20 protein-coding genes are annotated in these 16,520 nt (G+C 45.8%); 2 read left to right on the top strand and 18 right to left on the bottom strand.

The features are described 5' to 3' along the window. Positions 1–379 precede the first annotated feature (379 nt). The gene (locus tag C170_RS05340) at positions 380–1,258 is read right to left on the bottom strand and encodes a nucleotidyltransferase-like protein (RefSeq protein ID WP_036607052.1); all 879 of its coding nucleotides are present in this window, start codon (positions 1,256–1,258) and stop codon (positions 380–382) included. A 122-nt stretch (positions 1,259–1,380) separates the two neighbouring features. On the opposite strand from C170_RS05340, the gene C170_RS05335 reads away from it, so the two are divergent. After that, the gene (locus tag C170_RS05335) at positions 1,381–1,761 is read left to right on the top strand and encodes a DUF2614 family zinc ribbon-containing protein (protein WP_036607050.1); all 381 of its coding nucleotides are present in this window, start codon (positions 1,381–1,383) and stop codon (positions 1,759–1,761) included. A 263-nt stretch (positions 1,762–2,024) separates the two neighbouring features. Here C170_RS05335 and C170_RS05330 read toward each other — a convergent pair whose 3' ends face one another. The 17 genes from C170_RS05330 to C170_RS05250 all read right to left on the bottom strand — a co-directional run bounded on the left by C170_RS05330 (position 2,025) and on the right by C170_RS05250 (position 15,527). After that, positions 2,025–3,755 carry a glycosyl hydrolase family 18 protein gene (locus tag C170_RS05330; RefSeq protein WP_036607047.1) on the bottom strand — a complete coding sequence of 577 codons (1,731 nt, stop codon included), beginning with the start codon at positions 3,753–3,755 and terminating at the stop codon, positions 2,025–2,027. A 140-nt stretch (positions 3,756–3,895) separates the two neighbouring features. Continuing rightward, positions 3,896–4,318, bottom strand: coding sequence for a peroxide-responsive transcriptional repressor PerR (gene perR, locus C170_RS05325; protein WP_026081471.1), 423 nt, complete (start codon positions 4,316–4,318; stop codon positions 3,896–3,898). Between the two features lie 188 nt (positions 4,319–4,506). Then, positions 4,507–5,895, bottom strand: a complete 1,389-nt coding sequence (locus tag C170_RS05320) for a DUF4097 family beta strand repeat-containing protein (protein WP_036607044.1) — start codon at positions 5,893–5,895, stop codon at positions 4,507–4,509. A 26-nt stretch (positions 5,896–5,921) separates the two neighbouring features. Next, positions 5,922–6,515 (bottom strand): hypothetical protein, encoded by a 594-nt coding sequence (locus tag C170_RS05315; protein WP_036607042.1) that lies wholly within the window; start codon positions 6,513–6,515, stop codon positions 5,922–5,924. Between the two features lie 146 nt (positions 6,516–6,661). Then, positions 6,662–7,372 (bottom strand): MgtC/SapB family protein, encoded by a 711-nt coding sequence (locus tag C170_RS05310; RefSeq protein WP_017692302.1) that lies wholly within the window; start codon positions 7,370–7,372, stop codon positions 6,662–6,664. A gap of 32 nt (positions 7,373–7,404) precedes the next feature. Continuing rightward, the gene (locus tag C170_RS05305) at positions 7,405–7,869 is read right to left on the bottom strand and encodes a GNAT family N-acetyltransferase (protein ID WP_036607041.1); all 465 of its coding nucleotides are present in this window, start codon (positions 7,867–7,869) and stop codon (positions 7,405–7,407) included. A 96-nt stretch (positions 7,870–7,965) separates the two neighbouring features. Then, positions 7,966–9,405, bottom strand: coding sequence for an Asp-tRNA(Asn)/Glu-tRNA(Gln) amidotransferase subunit GatB (gatB, locus tag C170_RS05300; protein WP_036607038.1), 1,440 nt, complete (start codon positions 9,403–9,405; stop codon positions 7,966–7,968). A gap of 26 nt (positions 9,406–9,431) precedes the next feature. After that, entirely contained in the window at positions 9,432–10,889 is a 1,458-nt protein-coding gene (gene gatA / locus C170_RS05295) for an Asp-tRNA(Asn)/Glu-tRNA(Gln) amidotransferase subunit GatA (protein ID WP_036607036.1), read from the bottom strand. A gap of 27 nt (positions 10,890–10,916) precedes the next feature. Continuing rightward, positions 10,917–11,204 (bottom strand): Asp-tRNA(Asn)/Glu-tRNA(Gln) amidotransferase subunit GatC, encoded by a 288-nt coding sequence (gatC, locus tag C170_RS05290; protein ID WP_036607033.1) that lies wholly within the window; start codon positions 11,202–11,204, stop codon positions 10,917–10,919. A 205-nt stretch (positions 11,205–11,409) separates the two neighbouring features. Beyond that, on the bottom strand, positions 11,410–11,793 hold the full coding sequence (locus tag C170_RS05285; RefSeq protein ID WP_024631336.1) for a hypothetical protein: 384 nt from the start codon (positions 11,791–11,793) through the stop codon (positions 11,410–11,412). Positions 11,794–11,924: 131 nt separating this feature from the next. Beyond that, the gene (locus C170_RS05280; RefSeq protein ID WP_179088694.1) at positions 11,925–12,155 is read right to left on the bottom strand and encodes a hypothetical protein; all 231 of its coding nucleotides are present in this window, start codon (positions 12,153–12,155) and stop codon (positions 11,925–11,927) included. Beyond that, positions 12,148–12,483 carry a YxlC family protein gene (locus C170_RS05275; protein ID WP_036607022.1) on the bottom strand — a complete coding sequence of 112 codons (336 nt, stop codon included), beginning with the start codon at positions 12,481–12,483 and terminating at the stop codon, positions 12,148–12,150. Before C170_RS05275 ends, C170_RS05280 begins: the two co-directional genes overlap by 8 nt. Before the next feature lie 2 nt (positions 12,484–12,485). After that, a complete protein-coding gene (gene sigY / locus C170_RS05270) occupies positions 12,486–13,016 on the bottom strand; it encodes an RNA polymerase sigma factor SigY (protein ID WP_036607020.1) in 531 nt (176 codons plus the stop codon). Positions 13,017–13,117: 101 nt separating this feature from the next. Next, complete coding sequence (locus C170_RS05265; protein ID WP_162158954.1) at positions 13,118–13,363, bottom strand: hypothetical protein; 246 nt, start codon at positions 13,361–13,363, stop codon at positions 13,118–13,120. A 338-nt stretch (positions 13,364–13,701) separates the two neighbouring features. Further along, entirely contained in the window at positions 13,702–14,334 is a 633-nt protein-coding gene (locus tag C170_RS05260) for an MBL fold metallo-hydrolase (RefSeq protein ID WP_036607016.1), read from the bottom strand. 6 nt (positions 14,335–14,340) lie between these two features. After that, a complete protein-coding gene (locus C170_RS05255) occupies positions 14,341–14,910 on the bottom strand; it encodes a thioredoxin family protein (RefSeq protein WP_036607014.1) in 570 nt (189 codons plus the stop codon). A gap of 2 nt (positions 14,911–14,912) precedes the next feature. After that, complete coding sequence (locus C170_RS05250; RefSeq protein WP_036607012.1) at positions 14,913–15,527, bottom strand: DedA family protein; 615 nt, start codon at positions 15,525–15,527, stop codon at positions 14,913–14,915. A gap of 160 nt (positions 15,528–15,687) precedes the next feature. Here C170_RS05250 and C170_RS05245 point away from each other — a divergent pair, with 160 nt between their 5' ends. Next, a complete protein-coding gene (locus tag C170_RS05245) occupies positions 15,688–16,035 on the top strand; it encodes a hypothetical protein (protein ID WP_036607010.1) in 348 nt (115 codons plus the stop codon). Positions 16,036–16,520: the final 485 nt, after the last annotated feature.

Here is a 16,520-nt window from a genome sequence, read left to right as displayed (position 1 = left end):
AGGCTTGTCTCAAACTTTCGCGTTCATTCTGCAAGCAGAATGTTTACTCACTCGTTGTTCAGTTTTCAAAGATCAAACACGATTTGTTTCACTTCTTTTTCGTCTTAACCAAGTTTCGGCGGCGACTTAAATAATGTAACACATTTTGTTTGTTTTCGTCAAGAACTTTTTTCAATTTCTTTTTTTGAAGCTTTAGTTCTTCACTTTTCCTCTGAAGAATTTATCGTTTGTTGGCGATAATCTCGTTTGAGGAACGAAATATAATGTATCATATATCGTGAATGAGAGTCAACATCTTTTTATAAATTATTAAACAAACAAAAAAGGAAGGTTTCCCCTCCCTTATGTGATCAATATAATGTCAGGCTTCCGGAGAAGGTTATGCCTCAATCCAATACCGAATCTCCCGGCCCTCTCCTCCGATCGATGGCCACCCTGCCGATTCTTTTACAATAGAACGAAAGACCAGCTTACGTATTACCAAAGGCAGATCTTCTCGAACAAATCTTAACTGCGGATGATGAACAAGTTCATTCATGCTCCAAGGCTCCTTGCGACTTCTTAACACACGCAGCAGCAGTTCTGAGCATTCACTCATTTTGGACATTACGGAAAACTCACAGGCAAGCAGGACAAGCTCTACTCGCTGCTCCAGCGTCTCCGAGCTTACGGTAAGCTCTTGATATAGTTTCCATAAAGCGCGATCCAGATTCTGCACATGTGTCCAGACAGCATGATCCGGATATATCCCCTGTTCAATCAATACAATTCTTGCCCAGTTCCCCAGAGCCTCTAATACATTGTAGTAGGCGTCTACAACATGACCTTCCTGAATATGACGTTTGGCCTCCACATACATTCTCAAGAAACTGGTGAATTCATGAAGCAGCTTCTGCTCACGCAATTCTGCCCCAAAGGTAGACAGTTCTTCTCGCAAATCACTTAAGGCGCTGTCCGCTTCCCAGATAATCTCACCTTCAATCAGACACTGGGTGAGATTATTATGATTCCCGGTTACTACACTACTCTTTAATTCATGACGGCTCGCATAGATCATCTGATAACGAAGATCACCATATCTGTAATGTCCCACCGCCGACTTCAATTGATCATCATTATGAACAACAAGTACTAATAATTCGAAATCTTGAATTAGGGAGCCGTGGAATCGCTCTCCCGGGTGGGAATAAGCGATAGCCCCAACTGCCCCTGTCTCTTCCGACTGTTCGGACAAAAAAGCAAGGTTCTTTAATTCCACGATTCCCTCCATACATTTCATGGCAGATAAGCGCCAAGTCAGTTATAATGTAATTCTACATCCAGACTGAAGTTTCCTTCTTTTCCAGGTCCAATACTACTCATACGATAGGAGCATTTTTCATGATTTTTAAATCAGCAAAAATTAATGCTTTTCGCACTTGGGGATTACTACTGACCATGCTAGGTATGGGCCTAATGATACTGGGAACAGCCGGGATTGTTTTCTGGGGACATGCAGGCAAGGTATTCGCAGCTGTAGGACTCGTCATCGGACTGATTGCCATGATGGCCAGTCTAGCCATTTATTTCTGGGCGGGTATGCTCTCCACCAGTGCAGTACAAGTCGACTGTCCGGAATGCGGGAAGTTAACCAAAATGCTTGGCAAAACGGATCGTTGTATGTTCTGTCATACCATCCTCACCCTGGACCCTAATAAGGCCAACATGACCAGTCAACAACTGAAATCGCCTTCTACACAAGCTCCCCCCACCGATGGTTAGCACAAAATGGTCTCCAACCGCTAAATGTCTTTTACCTTAATTTCATTGAAGAACAAAAAAAGGCCCGGTATGTTTACCGGACCTTTTTGGACTTGGCTTATAAGTGAACCCTTATTGCTGTTATCAATAGCTAAAATATGAAGTTAAGTTATAAGTTCTACGACCAATAAAACGGTAGACTGCACGTATGATGTTACCCAAGGAGAAACTTTGAGCTTAGCGAAAATAAATCAAAGCAATCAGACACTCTGAGTTCGAGTAAATTATTTCTGGTAACCAGCCTGCTTTAATACCTCCCATGCAGAGGCATTAGCAAAACTCCGATTCCATGCTGCTACTCCGCCCAGCTTCAACGAAGCAATCAAATCCACCCGCGCCTGAAGGGACACGGCATCTTCGATCCATATTTTCTTGGTAGCTCCGTCTTCCTTATATTCAACATAGTTTTGTCCACTTGCCTGATCCAGTTCGGGTTTGAGTTTCTTCTCTTGGATCAGCTCCACAATGGCATTCATGCCCACCGCTTTGGAAGACACTTTAACCTCCCCCTGATCATTCGTCTCTTCCGTCCATATCCGGGTATAGAGCGGAACCGCCATGATCAACTTGTTAGAAGGGACTTCATCCTCCTCAAGTATGCGTCTCATGGAAGCCTCGGTCCAAGGCAGAGACGCTACCGAACCTGCCTTAGGACTGGCTGCCCAATGTTCATCATAAGCCATCACAATAACATAGTCTGCAAAAGAACCTAATGCACGGCGATCCAGAAAGGCAGACCACATCTCACTGTTTGATTTTGGTGTTACATCGATTGATAACATTAATCCATGTATACGTGCCATCGCCTTGATCTCGCGCACAAACTGCGTAATATTCGGCCCGTCATCTGTATACACGTTCTCAAAGTCGATGTTGATACCATCCAGTTGATACGTCTGTGCATACTCCAACATCTGCTCAATAATATGAGTGCGTGTCTCGTAAGAAGCTACAGCTTCTTTTGTAACGTCCGGATCAAAGCTGTTATCCATGAGTCCCCATACTTCCATACCCGAACGGTGAGCCCAGTTCACATAAGCTTGGTTTCCCTTGCTTTTCACAGTGCCCTGTCCATCCGTAATATGAAACCATGTGGGGCTGACCACATTCACACCGGGCATTTTACCGATAGAGCCCACATCAGGCTGACGATTGTACACGGCTTCCCAAACCAGATTTACCGGTTTATTCTGCCACTTCTTCTCTGCTGCAGTCAGCGTATACTTGGGCAAGTCCACCTTCTTTTTCTCGGTGAGGACAATATAATCATTATCTACATATCCGGCATATCCATTATCGAGTTGAACAAAACTCTGTTTATCACCCGTCTGCCATACACGTACCCGTGCATCCTTTTCCATGTCGGCAATGATTGGTGAGGATTCTCCACCACGTTTATATAACGGCACCGTTTTGTCGGCTTTGGATGATAACGTATCAATCTCTGCATACTGTATCATGTCTCCACCACGCATCAGCAGCACAGCACCTGTTACTGAATCTTCCTGTACGGTTATGCCATATACTTCTTTCAAAGGTTTGAGCGGAATATAGGCTTCTCCGTCCTTAACCTCAGGCTTAACTGTCATAGGATAATCTTTGTGATTAAGTTCTGCTTGTGTGCTTCCATCTTTCATATGAAGGACTCGCTGAGGAGAGGCAATAATGATATCTCCCGATTCTGATTCATAACGTATGCCTGCATCAATCGCTTCTTGCAGCACATCTACAGGCAACTTGAGTTGATCTCCTGTACCCAGAGCGTCTCCATCCATCAGTTGCCCATCTACAAAAATAGGCTGGCTTCTTCCTACCCAGTCGGGGTCTTCATGGATCTGGTTCAACCATACATTTGTTATAAGCCAGTAAGCCCCCCCGGCGATCAGACAAGCCCCGAGAAAACCGGGCCAAAATGAACGTCGCTTCTGACGTGTATATCTGCTTTTTCTACCCAAACGTCTACCTCCGTTAATTATGCTGATCATAAGGATGTGCGCATAAGTTGTTATAAAAATGAGCATTTTGCATAAATGCTAAAAAAAAACGTGAAGAATCCATACTGAATTCTGCACGTTAATATTGTAATTCAACTCTCTTAATCCCTGCAACTTTTGCAAACGCCATATACTTCCAATCGATGACCGTGTACTTCGAATCCTGTACTAGACTCCGCCTGAAGCTCTACACTTTTGAGTGAAGGATAGCTGAAATCTTCAATCTTGCCGCATTGATCACAGATAACATGATAATGATCCGTCACATTGGCATCGAAGCGACTTGAATTATCTCCGTATGTCAATTCCCGGACCATGCCAGCTTCCAGAAACATCTTCAAATTATTATATACCGTTGCCACGCTCATACTGGGAAATTGGGGTTCAAGGGCTCGGTAAATTTCATCGGCTGTCGGATGCCCCATGGATTCCATCAGATAGTTCAATATGGCATGACGCTGGGGTGTAATACGGACACCGGTCGTTTTCAGATGCTCCAACGCATGTTGGACACGTGTTGCCATAAAACCCACCGCCTTACCTTTCATTCTCTGGTGAAGAGTAAGTTACTGTCTCCTCGCTCAGAGTTGATTCCCGGCCATTAAGAACGACAATCCATCTTTCATGCCGTGTAATCTTGCCAGTGTACATTTATTGTACGGCGATTACAAGTTTATTGTCAACGCGGCAGTCAAGGAACCTCTGTAGAATCCTACTGGGAATTTGGTCCGTCCTCGGTAGTCTGTTCCAGATTCTCAGCCGTATCTTCAGAATCAGGTGTAACTGTTTCAGGCGTAGACACAGCCGGGTTGCTCTGAATGGTGAGATCACTGTTGCCTTCAATTTTCACCCTGTACTCGCCCTCACCGAGCTGGCCTTCTATGGTTTTATTCTGTACTTTGAACGGCAGATCCGTACTTAGATCTCCATAACTGCTGGAACCCGCAAGACTGTAGTCTCCACGATCAGGAAGTAATACGTTAATGGCTCCCACCGCACTGTACACATCCCAGTCCCCTCCGACTTTGGTAGATACGATGTTAATACTGCCATTAAGTGATTGGGCTTTGATTCCCAGATTGGCTCCATCCAGCGTAATATTGCCGTTGCGTGTCTCTGCGATGAATTCACCAACGGAGTCCGCAATACTGATACTTCCTACTTGTGTAGCAAGATCTACATCGCCGGAAATACCGCGAGCCTTCATATCTCCACGGTTACTGTCCAGATCGACATTACCTATGGCGTTGGCTACAATGACATCTCCGTTCAACGTTTTCCCGGAGATATCTCCAACAGCATTGGTAATCCGGATACGTCCGTTACCCGTTTCGGCCAGTATGGTACTAATGGCTTCCGGACGATTTAATAATATGGCTCCATTGGAAGTTCGAATATCCAGATTAAAACGACGATCATCCGGGATCGTTATGGTAAGATTCATACGCGGCTGCGTTTTTTCATTGTCTCCATACGTCTTGCCTGTAGCTTTGATATAAATCACTTTTGTACCATCGGCCTCTACAAAAGAGGCTGCTGCAACGGCCTTTGCCTGTACTTCCGTCGTCTGATCTACCCAGATCACCGTCCGTACTTCAATCTCATCCGTATCTCCGCGTTGTACCGAGATATCTCCGTTGACACCTTCTACCACCAGATCTGACGTATCCATGCGAACAGGTACACGAATCGTGCCCTTATCCTCCATATATCCTGCCGCTTGACTGTAGTCCATGGATGCCGCTCCGAGATTTAGACTCACTCTATTCCATAAGTGCATGTAATGATCCTGCTCGGTGACGATAAATACGGAAGCTGCCAAAATCAGTGAGGTTAGAATGCCTTTGGCATCGGGTCTAAAACGTACTTTGATTTGCTCATCAGGATTGCTCGGGTTATCCGATTGCACCTTGTTTCTTCTGCGTGTCCACAGGAACAGCACAATATATTCAACACCCAAAACAACGAGCAAAAATGGCCACCAGTCCACCATCTCATATACATAGTCCGTTCCCCACCGTTTATCCAAAATCAACAGCACACCGACCGCTATGATTAAGGCGGCAGCCGTATAGCGGCCAACCCGGACTTTACGGTTCATCACGTTCCCTCCTTGTATCGTTTCCACTACATTTTTTTCTTGTTCAACATCACCCAGAACTCACGACCAAACAGAAGCAAACCGCCTACGATCATGAGAACCGCAAATGAATATCCGCCGTACATGGCGAGAAGCTCTTGAAACCAACGTGGTTTGCGGAAAAAAAGTACCATTAAAGATCCTCCCACAATCAGAAGTAATCCAAACGATATGCCTCTCTCCCAGACCATCATTGCATCTCGTGTAGAACGTTCATTGGTTATCGGCTTGTCCAAAGTTGCCTGGGTTACTGCTCTACGTCTGCGCATCATGACCCAATCTGCAGATTGCAACACATCATATACATTGTAAAAGTAAATAACCGGAATACACAATGCCAGCAAGATGAGCAATGGCACATTGATCTGTATACCAATAGATGAGAAGTACAACACTGCTGACAGGTCAAGCAAAACAAGCAGCATAAAGGTCAAACCCCTCATGTACAATCTCAGATAAATATGACCCAGACCAGGAATAATGGCACTCAGCAATCCCGCAATAAACTTGTGAGTCCGATTTCTGACCGGTTTGGTCTGAACTGTACGAGTCTTTTGGTTCAATTGACGTCTCCGTTTCATAACATACTCCTCTCTTCTGATCTGACCTTCCGCTCTTCATGCATTTGGTTAGATAGTACCCTAAAGAGCAAGGAGAGTAACTGGAAGAAATATGGATATGACCAAAAACCCTCCGGCACTACTGGCCTGGGGAGGGTTGTAATTCATTATTCGATCGACACCTTGGTAACGTGTTCCCATTGTCTTAACTTGGATACCAAGCCTACCGTTTGGAAATCATGCGGTACCTGAACATGTAACACAATCTCAATTTTACGTTCAACCGACACCATCTCTGCGTAGGCCAAGTCTTGTTCATTCACGGTAATTTTACGAATTTTGATCTTCTCCTGCTCCATACATGAAGACAGTTGTTCGAGAAAACCGGGTTCTGACAAGGTATGAAGTGTAACAACATGCAGTTTGTTCCCTCGCAAATACCTCAGCTCTAATTTGTTAAAGACCCAGAGATTAAGTAATACCAGAACGGTTGATACGATAGAGGCAAAAAAGAATCCCGCACCTGCTGCGAGCCCAATGGCTGCAACAACCCAGATTGAAGCTGCTGTAGTCAGTCCGGTAATGGATTTTCCCGTGAAGAGAATTGTCCCTGCTCCCAAGAATCCGACACCAGTAATTACAGCAGTAGCCAGACGGGCTGGATCAATCCTTACATTTAATTCATTAGCAAAATCTTTAAAGCCATAAACAGATAACATCATAATTAATGCAGAACCAAGACATACCAGGATATGGGTACGCAAACCGGCAGCATGATTGGACCGTTCCCGCTCCAGGCCTACGAGCCCTCCAAGCAGCATAGCCAGCAATAATCGTAATAAAATGTGCCACTCATCAATGAACCAGGGATCGCCCAAAGTCGGTATTCCTCCTCAAGTTGTTAATATTATTAAAGTTTATTCTTGTGAAAAGTCGTTAATTCCACTCCAGGTGCAATCTGTGTGACCTCCACGGGATTAAAACCAAATTTGGTGTACAGATTCACTGCGGGTTGATTCAGCGTTCCTGTGGAGACGATATAACGCGGAAGATCCGCATGCTGTTCCAACACATACGTCATCAAAGATGCCGCAATTCCCTTGCGAAAGTGATCCGGGTGCACCATCATTCGTGTAATGGTCAGTGTATTCTCCTCTTCCTCCGCTACAGCGACAGCCCCGATAAGCTCTCCGTCATCATGGATACAACCATAAAAACTCTCTCCACAATCCCGAAGTGTCTCCATCGTATCCATCAAAGGAGGAATCTCCTGAAATCCGATGATTTCGGCTTCCAATCGATAGGCCACATGTTGTAGTCTCCATAACTGTCCCAACGTCTCCAGATCACTCAGTGACAATGGTTGAATGTTCATATCCGTTCCCCCGTCCGAAATACATTTGTATCTATCAATACCAAAAAGAGGCTGTCACAGGGACGAGCCTCTTTCTGTCCGGCCTCACCGGAAGGATTAGCGGTTCAGTACATCTGCAAGCAGTTGGTTGGCTAGAGCGGGATTCGCCTTGCCTTTACTTTCTTTCATAACCTGACCAACAAGGAAGCCAATGGCTTTTTGTTTACCGGCTTTATAGTCTTCCACGGATTGAGGATTATTCGCCACAACCTGCTCAACGATGGCAAGAATGGCACCTTCATCACTAATCTGCACAAGACCCTTCTCTTCAACGATCTGCTGTGGAAGCTTGCCGCTCTCCAGCATTTCCTTGAATACCGTTTTGGCGATTTTGCTGTTGATTGTGCCCTTCTCAAGCAGGCCAATCATCTCACCCAAGCCTTGACCTGTCAGTGGAACTTGAGTCACTTCAAGGTTGCTCGTATTCAGGTAACCCAGTAAGTCGCCCATGATCCAGTTGGATACGGACTTCGCATCCTGAGTGTATTTCAGACTATCTTCAAAAAGATCTGCCACAGCTTTGGAGGAGGTAATAACCTCTGCATCATAACTAGGCAATCCATAATCAGCCGTGTAACGCGCCTTGCGCTCGTCTGGAAGCTCAGGTATGGTAGCTCTGATCCGCTCTTTCCAGGCTTCGTCGATATGCAGCTTCACGAGATCAGGGTCTGGGAAATAACGGTAGTCATGCGCTTGTTCCTTGCCACGCATCGACAGTGTTTTCCCTTGAGCTTCGTCCCAGCGACGCGTCTCCTGAACCACTTCACCGCCACCATCCAGAATCTCAGCCTGACGATATTGTTCATATTCCAGACCACGCTGAACACCACGGAAGGAGTTCATGTTTTTCAGCTCGGCTCTCGTTCCCAGCTTCTCCTGTCCATGTGGACGCAAACTGATGTTGGCGTCACAACGAAGTGATCCTTCCTCCATCTTCACGTCCGACACATCACAGTACTGCATGATCGCACGCATTTTTTCAAGATACGCACGCGCCTCTTCCGGAGAAGAAATCTCAGGTTCGGATACAATCTCAACGAGTGGAGTACCGACACGGTTAAAGTCCACCAAAGAAGCGTATCCGCCATCAATATGTGTAAGCTTCCCTGCATCTTCCTCCAAGTGAAGACGCGTGATGCCGATTCGTTTCGTTTCACCATTTACTTCAATATCAATCCAGCCGTTCTCACCAATCGGTTGATCGAATTGCGAGATCTGGTAGGCCTTTGGTGAATCGGGGTAAAAGTAGTTTTTACGGTCAAACTTGCTGACATCAGCAATCGTACAATTCAGGGCCATCGCTGCCTTCATGGCATAGTCTACCGCCTGACGATTCAGTACAGGCAGTACACCCGGATGTCCGAGACAGACCGGGCAGGTATGCGTGTTCGGCGGAGCTCCAAAAGCTGTGGAGCAGCCACAGAAAATTTTGGAGTTGGTATGCAACTCCACGTGAACTTCAAGTCCAACGACCGTTTCATATTTAGATGCGGACATTTCTATATTCCTCCGTTCCGGGCAGTCTACAGCTGCGGACGCTGCTTGTGGAATTCTGTATTTTGTTCAAACGCATGCGCTACACGTAATACGGTTGTTTCATCAAAGGCTTTACCGATAATCTGCAGGCCAACAGGCAATCCATCCGAGAATCCACATGGAATGCTAACAGCAGGTACACCAGAAAGGTTAACCGGAATAGTCAAAATATCGTTCAGATACATCGTAAGTGGATCATCTACCTGTGAACCCAGTTTGAACGCCGTAGTTGGCGCAGTTGGTCCGATAATCACATCATATTTGGCAAATACATTGTCGAAATCCTGTTTGATCAATGTACGTACCTTCTGTGCTTTCAGATAATAGGCATCATAGTAACCCGAGCTGAGTGCATACGTTCCGAGCATGATACGTCGTTTCACTTCCGGACCAAAGCCTTGACTGCGGGACTGATGGTACAGATCCAACAAGTTATCCGGATTGTCAGCACGCACGCCATAACGTACACCATCAAATCGAGCCAAGTTGGAAGAAGCCTCTGAAGATGCCAGCAGGTAATACGTAGCCACCGCATATTCGGTATGCGGAAGGGATACTTCTTCCCATGTTGCCCCGAGCCCTTCAAGAACTTTCAATGCAGACAAAACTGTCTCTTTCACTTGTGGATCTACGCCTTCACCAATGTATTCTTTCGGAACGGCAATGCGAAGCCCTTTAACATCACCTGTCAGTCCACTCAAATAATCCGGGATCTCAACTTTTGCAGATGTCGAATCTTTGGCGTCATAACCAGCAATGGCCTGCAATACATAAGCAGAATCTTCAACATTTTTCGTCAAAGGACCAATCTGATCCAGGGATGATGCAAATGCAACCAATCCAAAGCGGGAAACAAGTCCGTACGTCGGCTTCAATCCAACAACACCGCAATACGAAGCAGGCTGTCTGATGGAGCCACCTGTATCTGATCCAAGCGTGAAGTATGCTTCTCCCGCAGCCACAGCTGCTGCCGAACCACCGCTGGAACCTCCTGGAACACGATCAAGTGCCCATGGATTACGTACAGGGGAGAAACTTGAATTCTCATTGGAGCCGCCCATGGCGAATTCGTCCATGTTGAGTTTACCAATAGTTACGGTGTCCGCAGCTTTCAATTTCTCGACAACTGTCGCGTCATACACCGGGTCGAAATTACGAAGGAATTGGCTACCACACGTCGTGCGCAGTCCGTTCGTAACGATGTTATCCTTAATACCTACAGGCAGACCAAAAAGCAAACCTTTCTCCTCGCCGCTAACCAGACGGTCATCCAGTTGACGTGCACGAGCGCGTGCTTGTTCTTCATCCAGTGCCAAATATGCCTTAACTTTATCGTCATGCGCGCCAATGTTCTGATACGCCTGATCCACCAAATCGCTGACCGACAGCTCTTTGGCATGCAGCTTGTTATGTAACTCAGGCAACGATTGTTCAAATAAACTCACAGTTTTTGTCCTCCTTCCAGTTATCCGTTATTCCATTACTGCAGGCACTTTAAACTGCCCGTCTTCTTCTTCCGGTGCATTGCGCATCACCTGTTCAATCGACAGGCTTTCTTTGGTCTCATCTTCACGCATAACATTGCTTACGTGCAGAACGTGAGTGGTGGGCTCGATGTCTTCTGTATCCAGCTCATTCAGCTTTTCTGCATATTTTAAAATCGCGTTCAGCTGACCTGTCAGGGTCTGTTCTTCTTCAGCAGTCAAGTTGAGCCGGGCCAGCTTGGCCACATGCTGAACGTCATTATTCGAAATACTCATTAGCGGATGCCTCCTTCATTCGTTCTGATTCCCGAAACGACCTGAAACGAATCGCTCGTTTAACGGGCTAAAGTCTCAAGATAACTTTTTTCATTATAGGTGAGATAGTTCGACAATTCAATGCAAATGACCTGACAGGCTTCCGGGAAGCTAAAATCAAACTTATAAAATAAAAAAGAGCCGGCATCAGCCGACTCTTAAAATTCTAAATCCATGCACGCAGATTAACCTGCTTTATAAAATCCGCCTGTGACATAACATCGTTCGCGGTTTCCTCTTCCTCTTCCACAGCTTGAAAATCTCCGTTCATCAGATGATGAAACAGCTTCTCATTGTGTGTCGCAAGGGCGTAATCTATCAACGCTTCTCGCTCGACCCGCTCAGCTTCCTGCTTCAGCAGAACCTCTTCCAGATCGACGTCGCCGGATGGAACAAAAAAGTTCCGGTTTACCTGCGGCACTCGAAGCACGTAATCGAACGCATTGTCCGGATTCCGGTCATAAGCGATGATGAAACCATATTCCCCCACAGGAAGATTCTGCTCAAACGCATCCGCGACGATGACAACCTTCTCTCCTAATCGCAGCATCGTCTAACCTCCTGGTAGTCTATCATTAATATTTATTTGTATAGTCTACTAGAAAAGAATAACGATGTCTAGGAATACTAGAATTAAACAACATATTTGTGCAAAATCTTTTTTCCATTTTTAAAATGATGTTATTTCTGATTCCGTACACCTGGCTTGCGCTGTGATCGAATCACGACAAACCAATATATTATGAGCGGCGTAGGAAATCCTGTGATGCCCCATAATCCCCATAACCAAGGGAAACGTCCACGTCTGCGTGCGTCCTGAAAAATCCATGTGCCCTGAACCAGAAGAAAAATGCCAAGCAATGTAAGCCACAGTGGAGAAATCTCATCCAATGAATAATGCATTTTATTCATGATGAACCTCCTTCCGGCGCCATCCGGCCCAGATTACAACCAAAATCACCGCAACAGCTGTACCAAGAGCCTGAATTCCCAGATATAGAGCTGGAGCAGATACGAAAAATAATGCACTAAAGGTAATGGCAAGCAATCCAACCAACCAAAAACATATCATCTCAATCCAATTGGCTCGACGTCTAATCTGTCTCCGTTCCCTGACTTGGGCTTCAAGTGCACCCAAAGAAGGAATGCTTGTCGGCTCAAATGCATCATCCAGCACTTTCATGTGTTGCTGCAATCGTTCTACAACTTCTTGTTCTTGTGCATCATCTGATCTGCTCATCCTTACTCCAGCTCCTTTCTTAACTGACGGAGACCATAAGCTGTGCGTGACTTCACCGTTCCCGCAGGAATACCCAGCATTTCCCCGATCTCGTCATATCCGTATCCATAATAATGCTTCAGTAGCACTGCTACACGATGTTCGGGTGTCAGTCTTGTCATCGCATCCATGACATCTGTCCATTCTTCATTCCGAGTCTCAAGCTGCCAGCGGAATCGACGTACAGCCTGATCCCGAATGAGAGAAAGCCAGTTCTGTTCTCTCTTCTTACGTCTTGTCTTATCGATATAGATGCGAGTCGCAATGGTGATCATCCATGATGAAAAGGCAGACGTGCCATCATATCGATGGATATTTTCCATACAACGAATCATCGTATCCTGCACCGTCTCTTCTGCGAGGTTAGCGTCCATCGTCACTTTGACAAGATACTTATACACAAACGTGTAGTGACGTTGCAACAACGCTGCGAGTGCGCTATCGTCTCCCGATACTGCTCTGCGTACCTCTTCCAGCTCAGCTGCCTCTATCATGAAATCACCTGCTTCCCGTTCAATCTGGAGTTAATACGACAGGCTCTGCAAAAACGTTCAATGAAATCAAAAAAAATCAAACCCGACAATTTCCCGGGCAATCAGACTTGATTCCGGTAATCTTGCAGCTTGTCGAACCACGGTTGGTTGCGGGCTCCGTTTCTTAAAACACGGCTTGCCCATATATTCTGCTGAGACTTCACCACTTCATTGGCCACGCTAGGGTTATGTATTAAAGCTCGCTCAGTACCTGTTTCTCTTTTCCCACTTTCCAATATGCGACGGTTTTCTTCAATGATCGGATACTCGACACGCTGATTCAACGGAATAACTCTTGTTTTCTCCACTTTGATATTCCCCACTCTCATGATCTACTATTTCTTAAATTCATCGCTTTAAACAATCTGTACTTGCTGCTAACTTGCTATTGGTCTAAAACTGGCTTGTGATGAAGCGCATCTTGCATCTCTATGTAGCGTAAAAAAGGCTAATTCTGTGATAAAAAGGGGCTGAAAACAAAAAAAGAACGCAAACCGGGTATAGACCACAGTCTGCGTGCTTCGCGAGGTTGGGTGTTTCTTGGTAATGCTTCAGTTAGATGATGCCTTAACGCTTGTAACAACTAATTGCTATTCTAATGAAAAAGTTGTCACTTGTCCAGACTTTCTTCACATATCATGTCGGATTATCTTGCGGACACGTAAGGATTGTTCTGTTTCTCATAACCAATGGTCGTTTTGGGACCATGACCTGGATATACTTTCACTTCATCAGCAAAGGTGTAAAGCTTGTTCTGGATTGAATCAATCAGATCCCGTTCACGCCCTCCTGTCAGGTCCGTTCTGCCCACACCCATGCGGAACAGCACATCACCGGCAAACAGGTCGTTATCACAAAGCAAACTTACACTGCCTGGGGAATGTCCAGGTGTATGGAACACTTTAAACGTATGCCCAATCAGATTCAGCTTCTGCCCTTCGTCCATGGCATATTCGGCAGGATCTGTCGAAAGCGGTGGTGTCGCCTGCGGCCAATTCAAAGATCCATTTAATTTCGGGGTGGTGAGCCAGTCACTCTCCAAGTCATGAAGATAAACGGGACATCCCTTCAATTTACGGATCTCATCTACCCCGCCCATATGATCAAAGTGAGCATGAGTGAGGAGAATCGCTTCAATCTCCAAGTCTTGGATCGCCTTAAGCAGCGGCCCTGGATTCATGCCTGGATCGATAATGACGGCTTTACCCGGATCATCTCCTTGTAAGAGATACGCATTGGTCTGAAGCGGGCCTAGTGTAAACGTACGAATGTTAAGCATATCGGCTTAGTAACCCGAAATCAGTTCACGCAGCTCACGGATAATGGCTGCATGTGACTCCGTTCCTTCCCCATAACGTTTACCAATCTCTTGACGCGCTACAGCCAAATTTTCTTGATAATCTGCTGCTTCACGATCCGGATTAAGGCGTTTGAATTCAATCATGACTTCCTGTACATGCTGCGGACGAGGTCCCCACTGACCTAACACATGACCACCTGTATCTGCAAAAATAACGACTGGCACGGAGCGGCCACCCATGGTCAGGAATTCATCCATCACTTCCGGATGGTTCTCCATAATCAGAACTTCTGTTGGAATTCCTGAGATTTCAAGCGCCTGGAACACAACCGGAATATTACGGACAACATCCCCGCACCAGTCAGCAGCCAGAATTAACACACGCAGATCATCGCGATGGTTCAGGCTCTCAAAGAACTCACGATCCTCTTCGTTCGACCAAGTAAAGCTATCATAGTTGGCCTGGAATTCACTTTGGTTCTTGGTCATACTCTCGATAAACTCTTTTGGTGGAAGACCTTTACCGAATTTGTGAGACAAGTTGGGTTTACCCATGACTAGACACTTCCTTTCTTTTTACGAACATTCATCCATTTAATAAGTACATAAACGATCATAAGGGCGAGAGCGACAAGCAAAATAGGCATAACATATGGTGCCGCTTTCTCATCAATATGCTTCCATTGATCTCCAAGAATCATCCCTAAATATATAAACAATGCAGTCCAAGGTATAACAGCGAGTGTAGTAAGCAAGATGAATTTGCCTGTGTGCATTTTCGTGATGCCAGCCGGGATGGAGATTGCATGTCTTACCACCGGAACAAAACGAGCCGTGAAAATGACACCTGTACCATACTTGCGGAACCACTCCTCGGAATGGTCGATGTGTTTTTTCTGGATGAGTATGTATTTACCGTAGCGTTCAAGTACAGGTCTGCCGCCATAACGGCCAATCCAGTAAATAAATAACTGGGCAATCACACCGCCCACCGTACCAAAAATCATAGCACCGAAGAAGTTGATATTACCTTGTGAAACGAGAAAACCTCCATACGCCAGCACAATTTCGCTTGGGATAACTTCCAACATTAATCCAAGCATGATTCCAAAGTACCCAAGACTTTGAATCCAATCGAACAATTGGCCAACAAGGTTATGAATAAAGTCCATCTCAACCCTCTTTCTCCATCCTGATTGGCGGTGCCCCTCCGCACCATGGATGTTCGTCCCTATTTTATCACAGGGCTGTGGACGTTGCTACTTCACGAGGTTGGGATAGTGTCCCGTTCGCAGCAGTCCGCATATGGTATGGGGAGAGGAGCGTGAGAAGATGTCACACAAGTCAATACCCGGTTCTCCACCGGTCAAACATACGCAATCCGGTCAAAACCTTCCTTCCGCCAGAGGAATTCGCAGAGCATGCAGCAAGGAATTGTACCGGACAGCCAAAAGGCTAAAAGTATATGTCTCTCCCGAACGGATGAAACAGGCGGAAGAATATTATTACGGTAAGGTGATCACAAATCTGCTCTGGATTGGGGAGAATCGCGACAACCGCAAGAAATTATGTGAGTGGTGGAACAAGGATGTCAGTGCAGAGATCGCCGCGATGTGGGAAGTAGACGTTGAACCATTAAAAGATGCGTTTCAGCACGCATTTGGCGGTTATCGTCTGTAGATTATGGAGGAATGAGGCAGATAGCTGTGTCTTCAAACCTACTGAAAGACGGAGCAATGGTTGAAGCTAATCTGATGTTAGGAATAGGTAAGGGCACTGTGTCCTTAAACGTGTGATGTTAATGCCTCCTTCACGTACGAGCAAGCGACATAGACAACATAAATGCGAATTTCGCCCTTCCGATGTAAAGCTTCGCTCCAGGTGGAATTCAGGGTCGTCCTCTGGCTTGCTGATCGAGCAGAGCATGGAGCCGACCACCATGGGGAGTATGAACATAAGCTGGGAGTATGAACATAAACACCGAGTAATTTTTCATGCTCAAGCCCACGAGTGGTAACGAATCTGAGGTGTCTTATTCAAGGATTTGAAGCATTTTTAGAAATCTAAGGAATCTGAGACACGTTATCTCGGGATTTTTGGCCTTTTATAACGTTTTTGTTAGGGAGTTTCGGGAAATAACGTGTCTGATGTTCCTTACAATTTAA

This window comes from Paenibacillus sp. FSL H7-689, from assembly GCF_000517905.1.
Taxonomy (GTDB): Bacteria; Bacillota; Bacilli; order Paenibacillales; family Paenibacillaceae; genus Paenibacillus; species Paenibacillus amylolyticus.
This window is presented reverse-complemented; position numbering and strand designations above follow the sequence as displayed.

Bases quoted from the DNA above. Each gene is read 5' to 3' on its own strand.
- C170_RS05260 (WP_036607016.1), bottom strand. From the start codon at position 14,334: ATGCTTAACATTCGTACGTTTACACTAGGCCCGCTTCAGACCAATGCG.
- sigY (WP_036607020.1), bottom strand. From the start codon at position 13,016: ATGATAGAGGCAGCTGAGCTGGAAGAGGTACGCAGAGCAGTATCGGGA.
- C170_RS05250 (WP_036607012.1), bottom strand. From the start codon at position 15,527: ATGGACTTTATTCATAACCTTGTTGGCCAATTGTTCGATTGGATTCAA.
- C170_RS05320 (WP_036607044.1), bottom strand. From the start codon at position 5,895: ATGAACCGTAAAGTCCGGGTTGGCCGCTATACGGCTGCCGCCTTAATC.
- C170_RS05315 (WP_036607042.1), bottom strand. From the start codon at position 6,515: ATGAAACGGAGACGTCAATTGAACCAAAAGACTCGTACAGTTCAGACC.
- C170_RS05335 (WP_036607050.1), top strand. From the start codon at position 1,381: ATGATTTTTAAATCAGCAAAAATTAATGCTTTTCGCACTTGGGGATTA.
- C170_RS05245 (WP_036607010.1), top strand. From the start codon at position 15,688: ATGTCACACAAGTCAATACCCGGTTCTCCACCGGTCAAACATACGCAA.
- C170_RS05275 (WP_036607022.1), bottom strand. From the start codon at position 12,483: ATGAGCAGATCAGATGATGCACAAGAACAAGAAGTTGTAGAACGATTG.
- C170_RS05285 (WP_024631336.1), bottom strand. From the start codon at position 11,793: ATGCTGCGATTAGGAGAGAAGGTTGTCATCGTCGCGGATGCGTTTGAG.
- perR (WP_026081471.1), bottom strand. From the start codon at position 4,318: ATGGCAACACGTGTCCAACATGCGTTGGAGCATCTGAAAACGACCGGT.
- gatB (WP_036607038.1), bottom strand. From the start codon at position 9,405: ATGTCCGCATCTAAATATGAAACGGTCGTTGGACTTGAAGTTCACGTG.
- C170_RS05280 (WP_179088694.1), bottom strand. From the start codon at position 12,155: ATGAATAAAATGCATTATTCATTGGATGAGATTTCTCCACTGTGGCTT.
- C170_RS05255 (WP_036607014.1), bottom strand. From the start codon at position 14,910: ATGGGTAAACCCAACTTGTCTCACAAATTCGGTAAAGGTCTTCCACCA.
- C170_RS05305 (WP_036607041.1), bottom strand. From the start codon at position 7,869: ATGAACATTCAACCATTGTCACTGAGTGATCTGGAGACGTTGGGACAG.
- gatC (WP_036607033.1), bottom strand. From the start codon at position 11,204: ATGAGTATTTCGAATAATGACGTTCAGCATGTGGCCAAGCTGGCCCGG.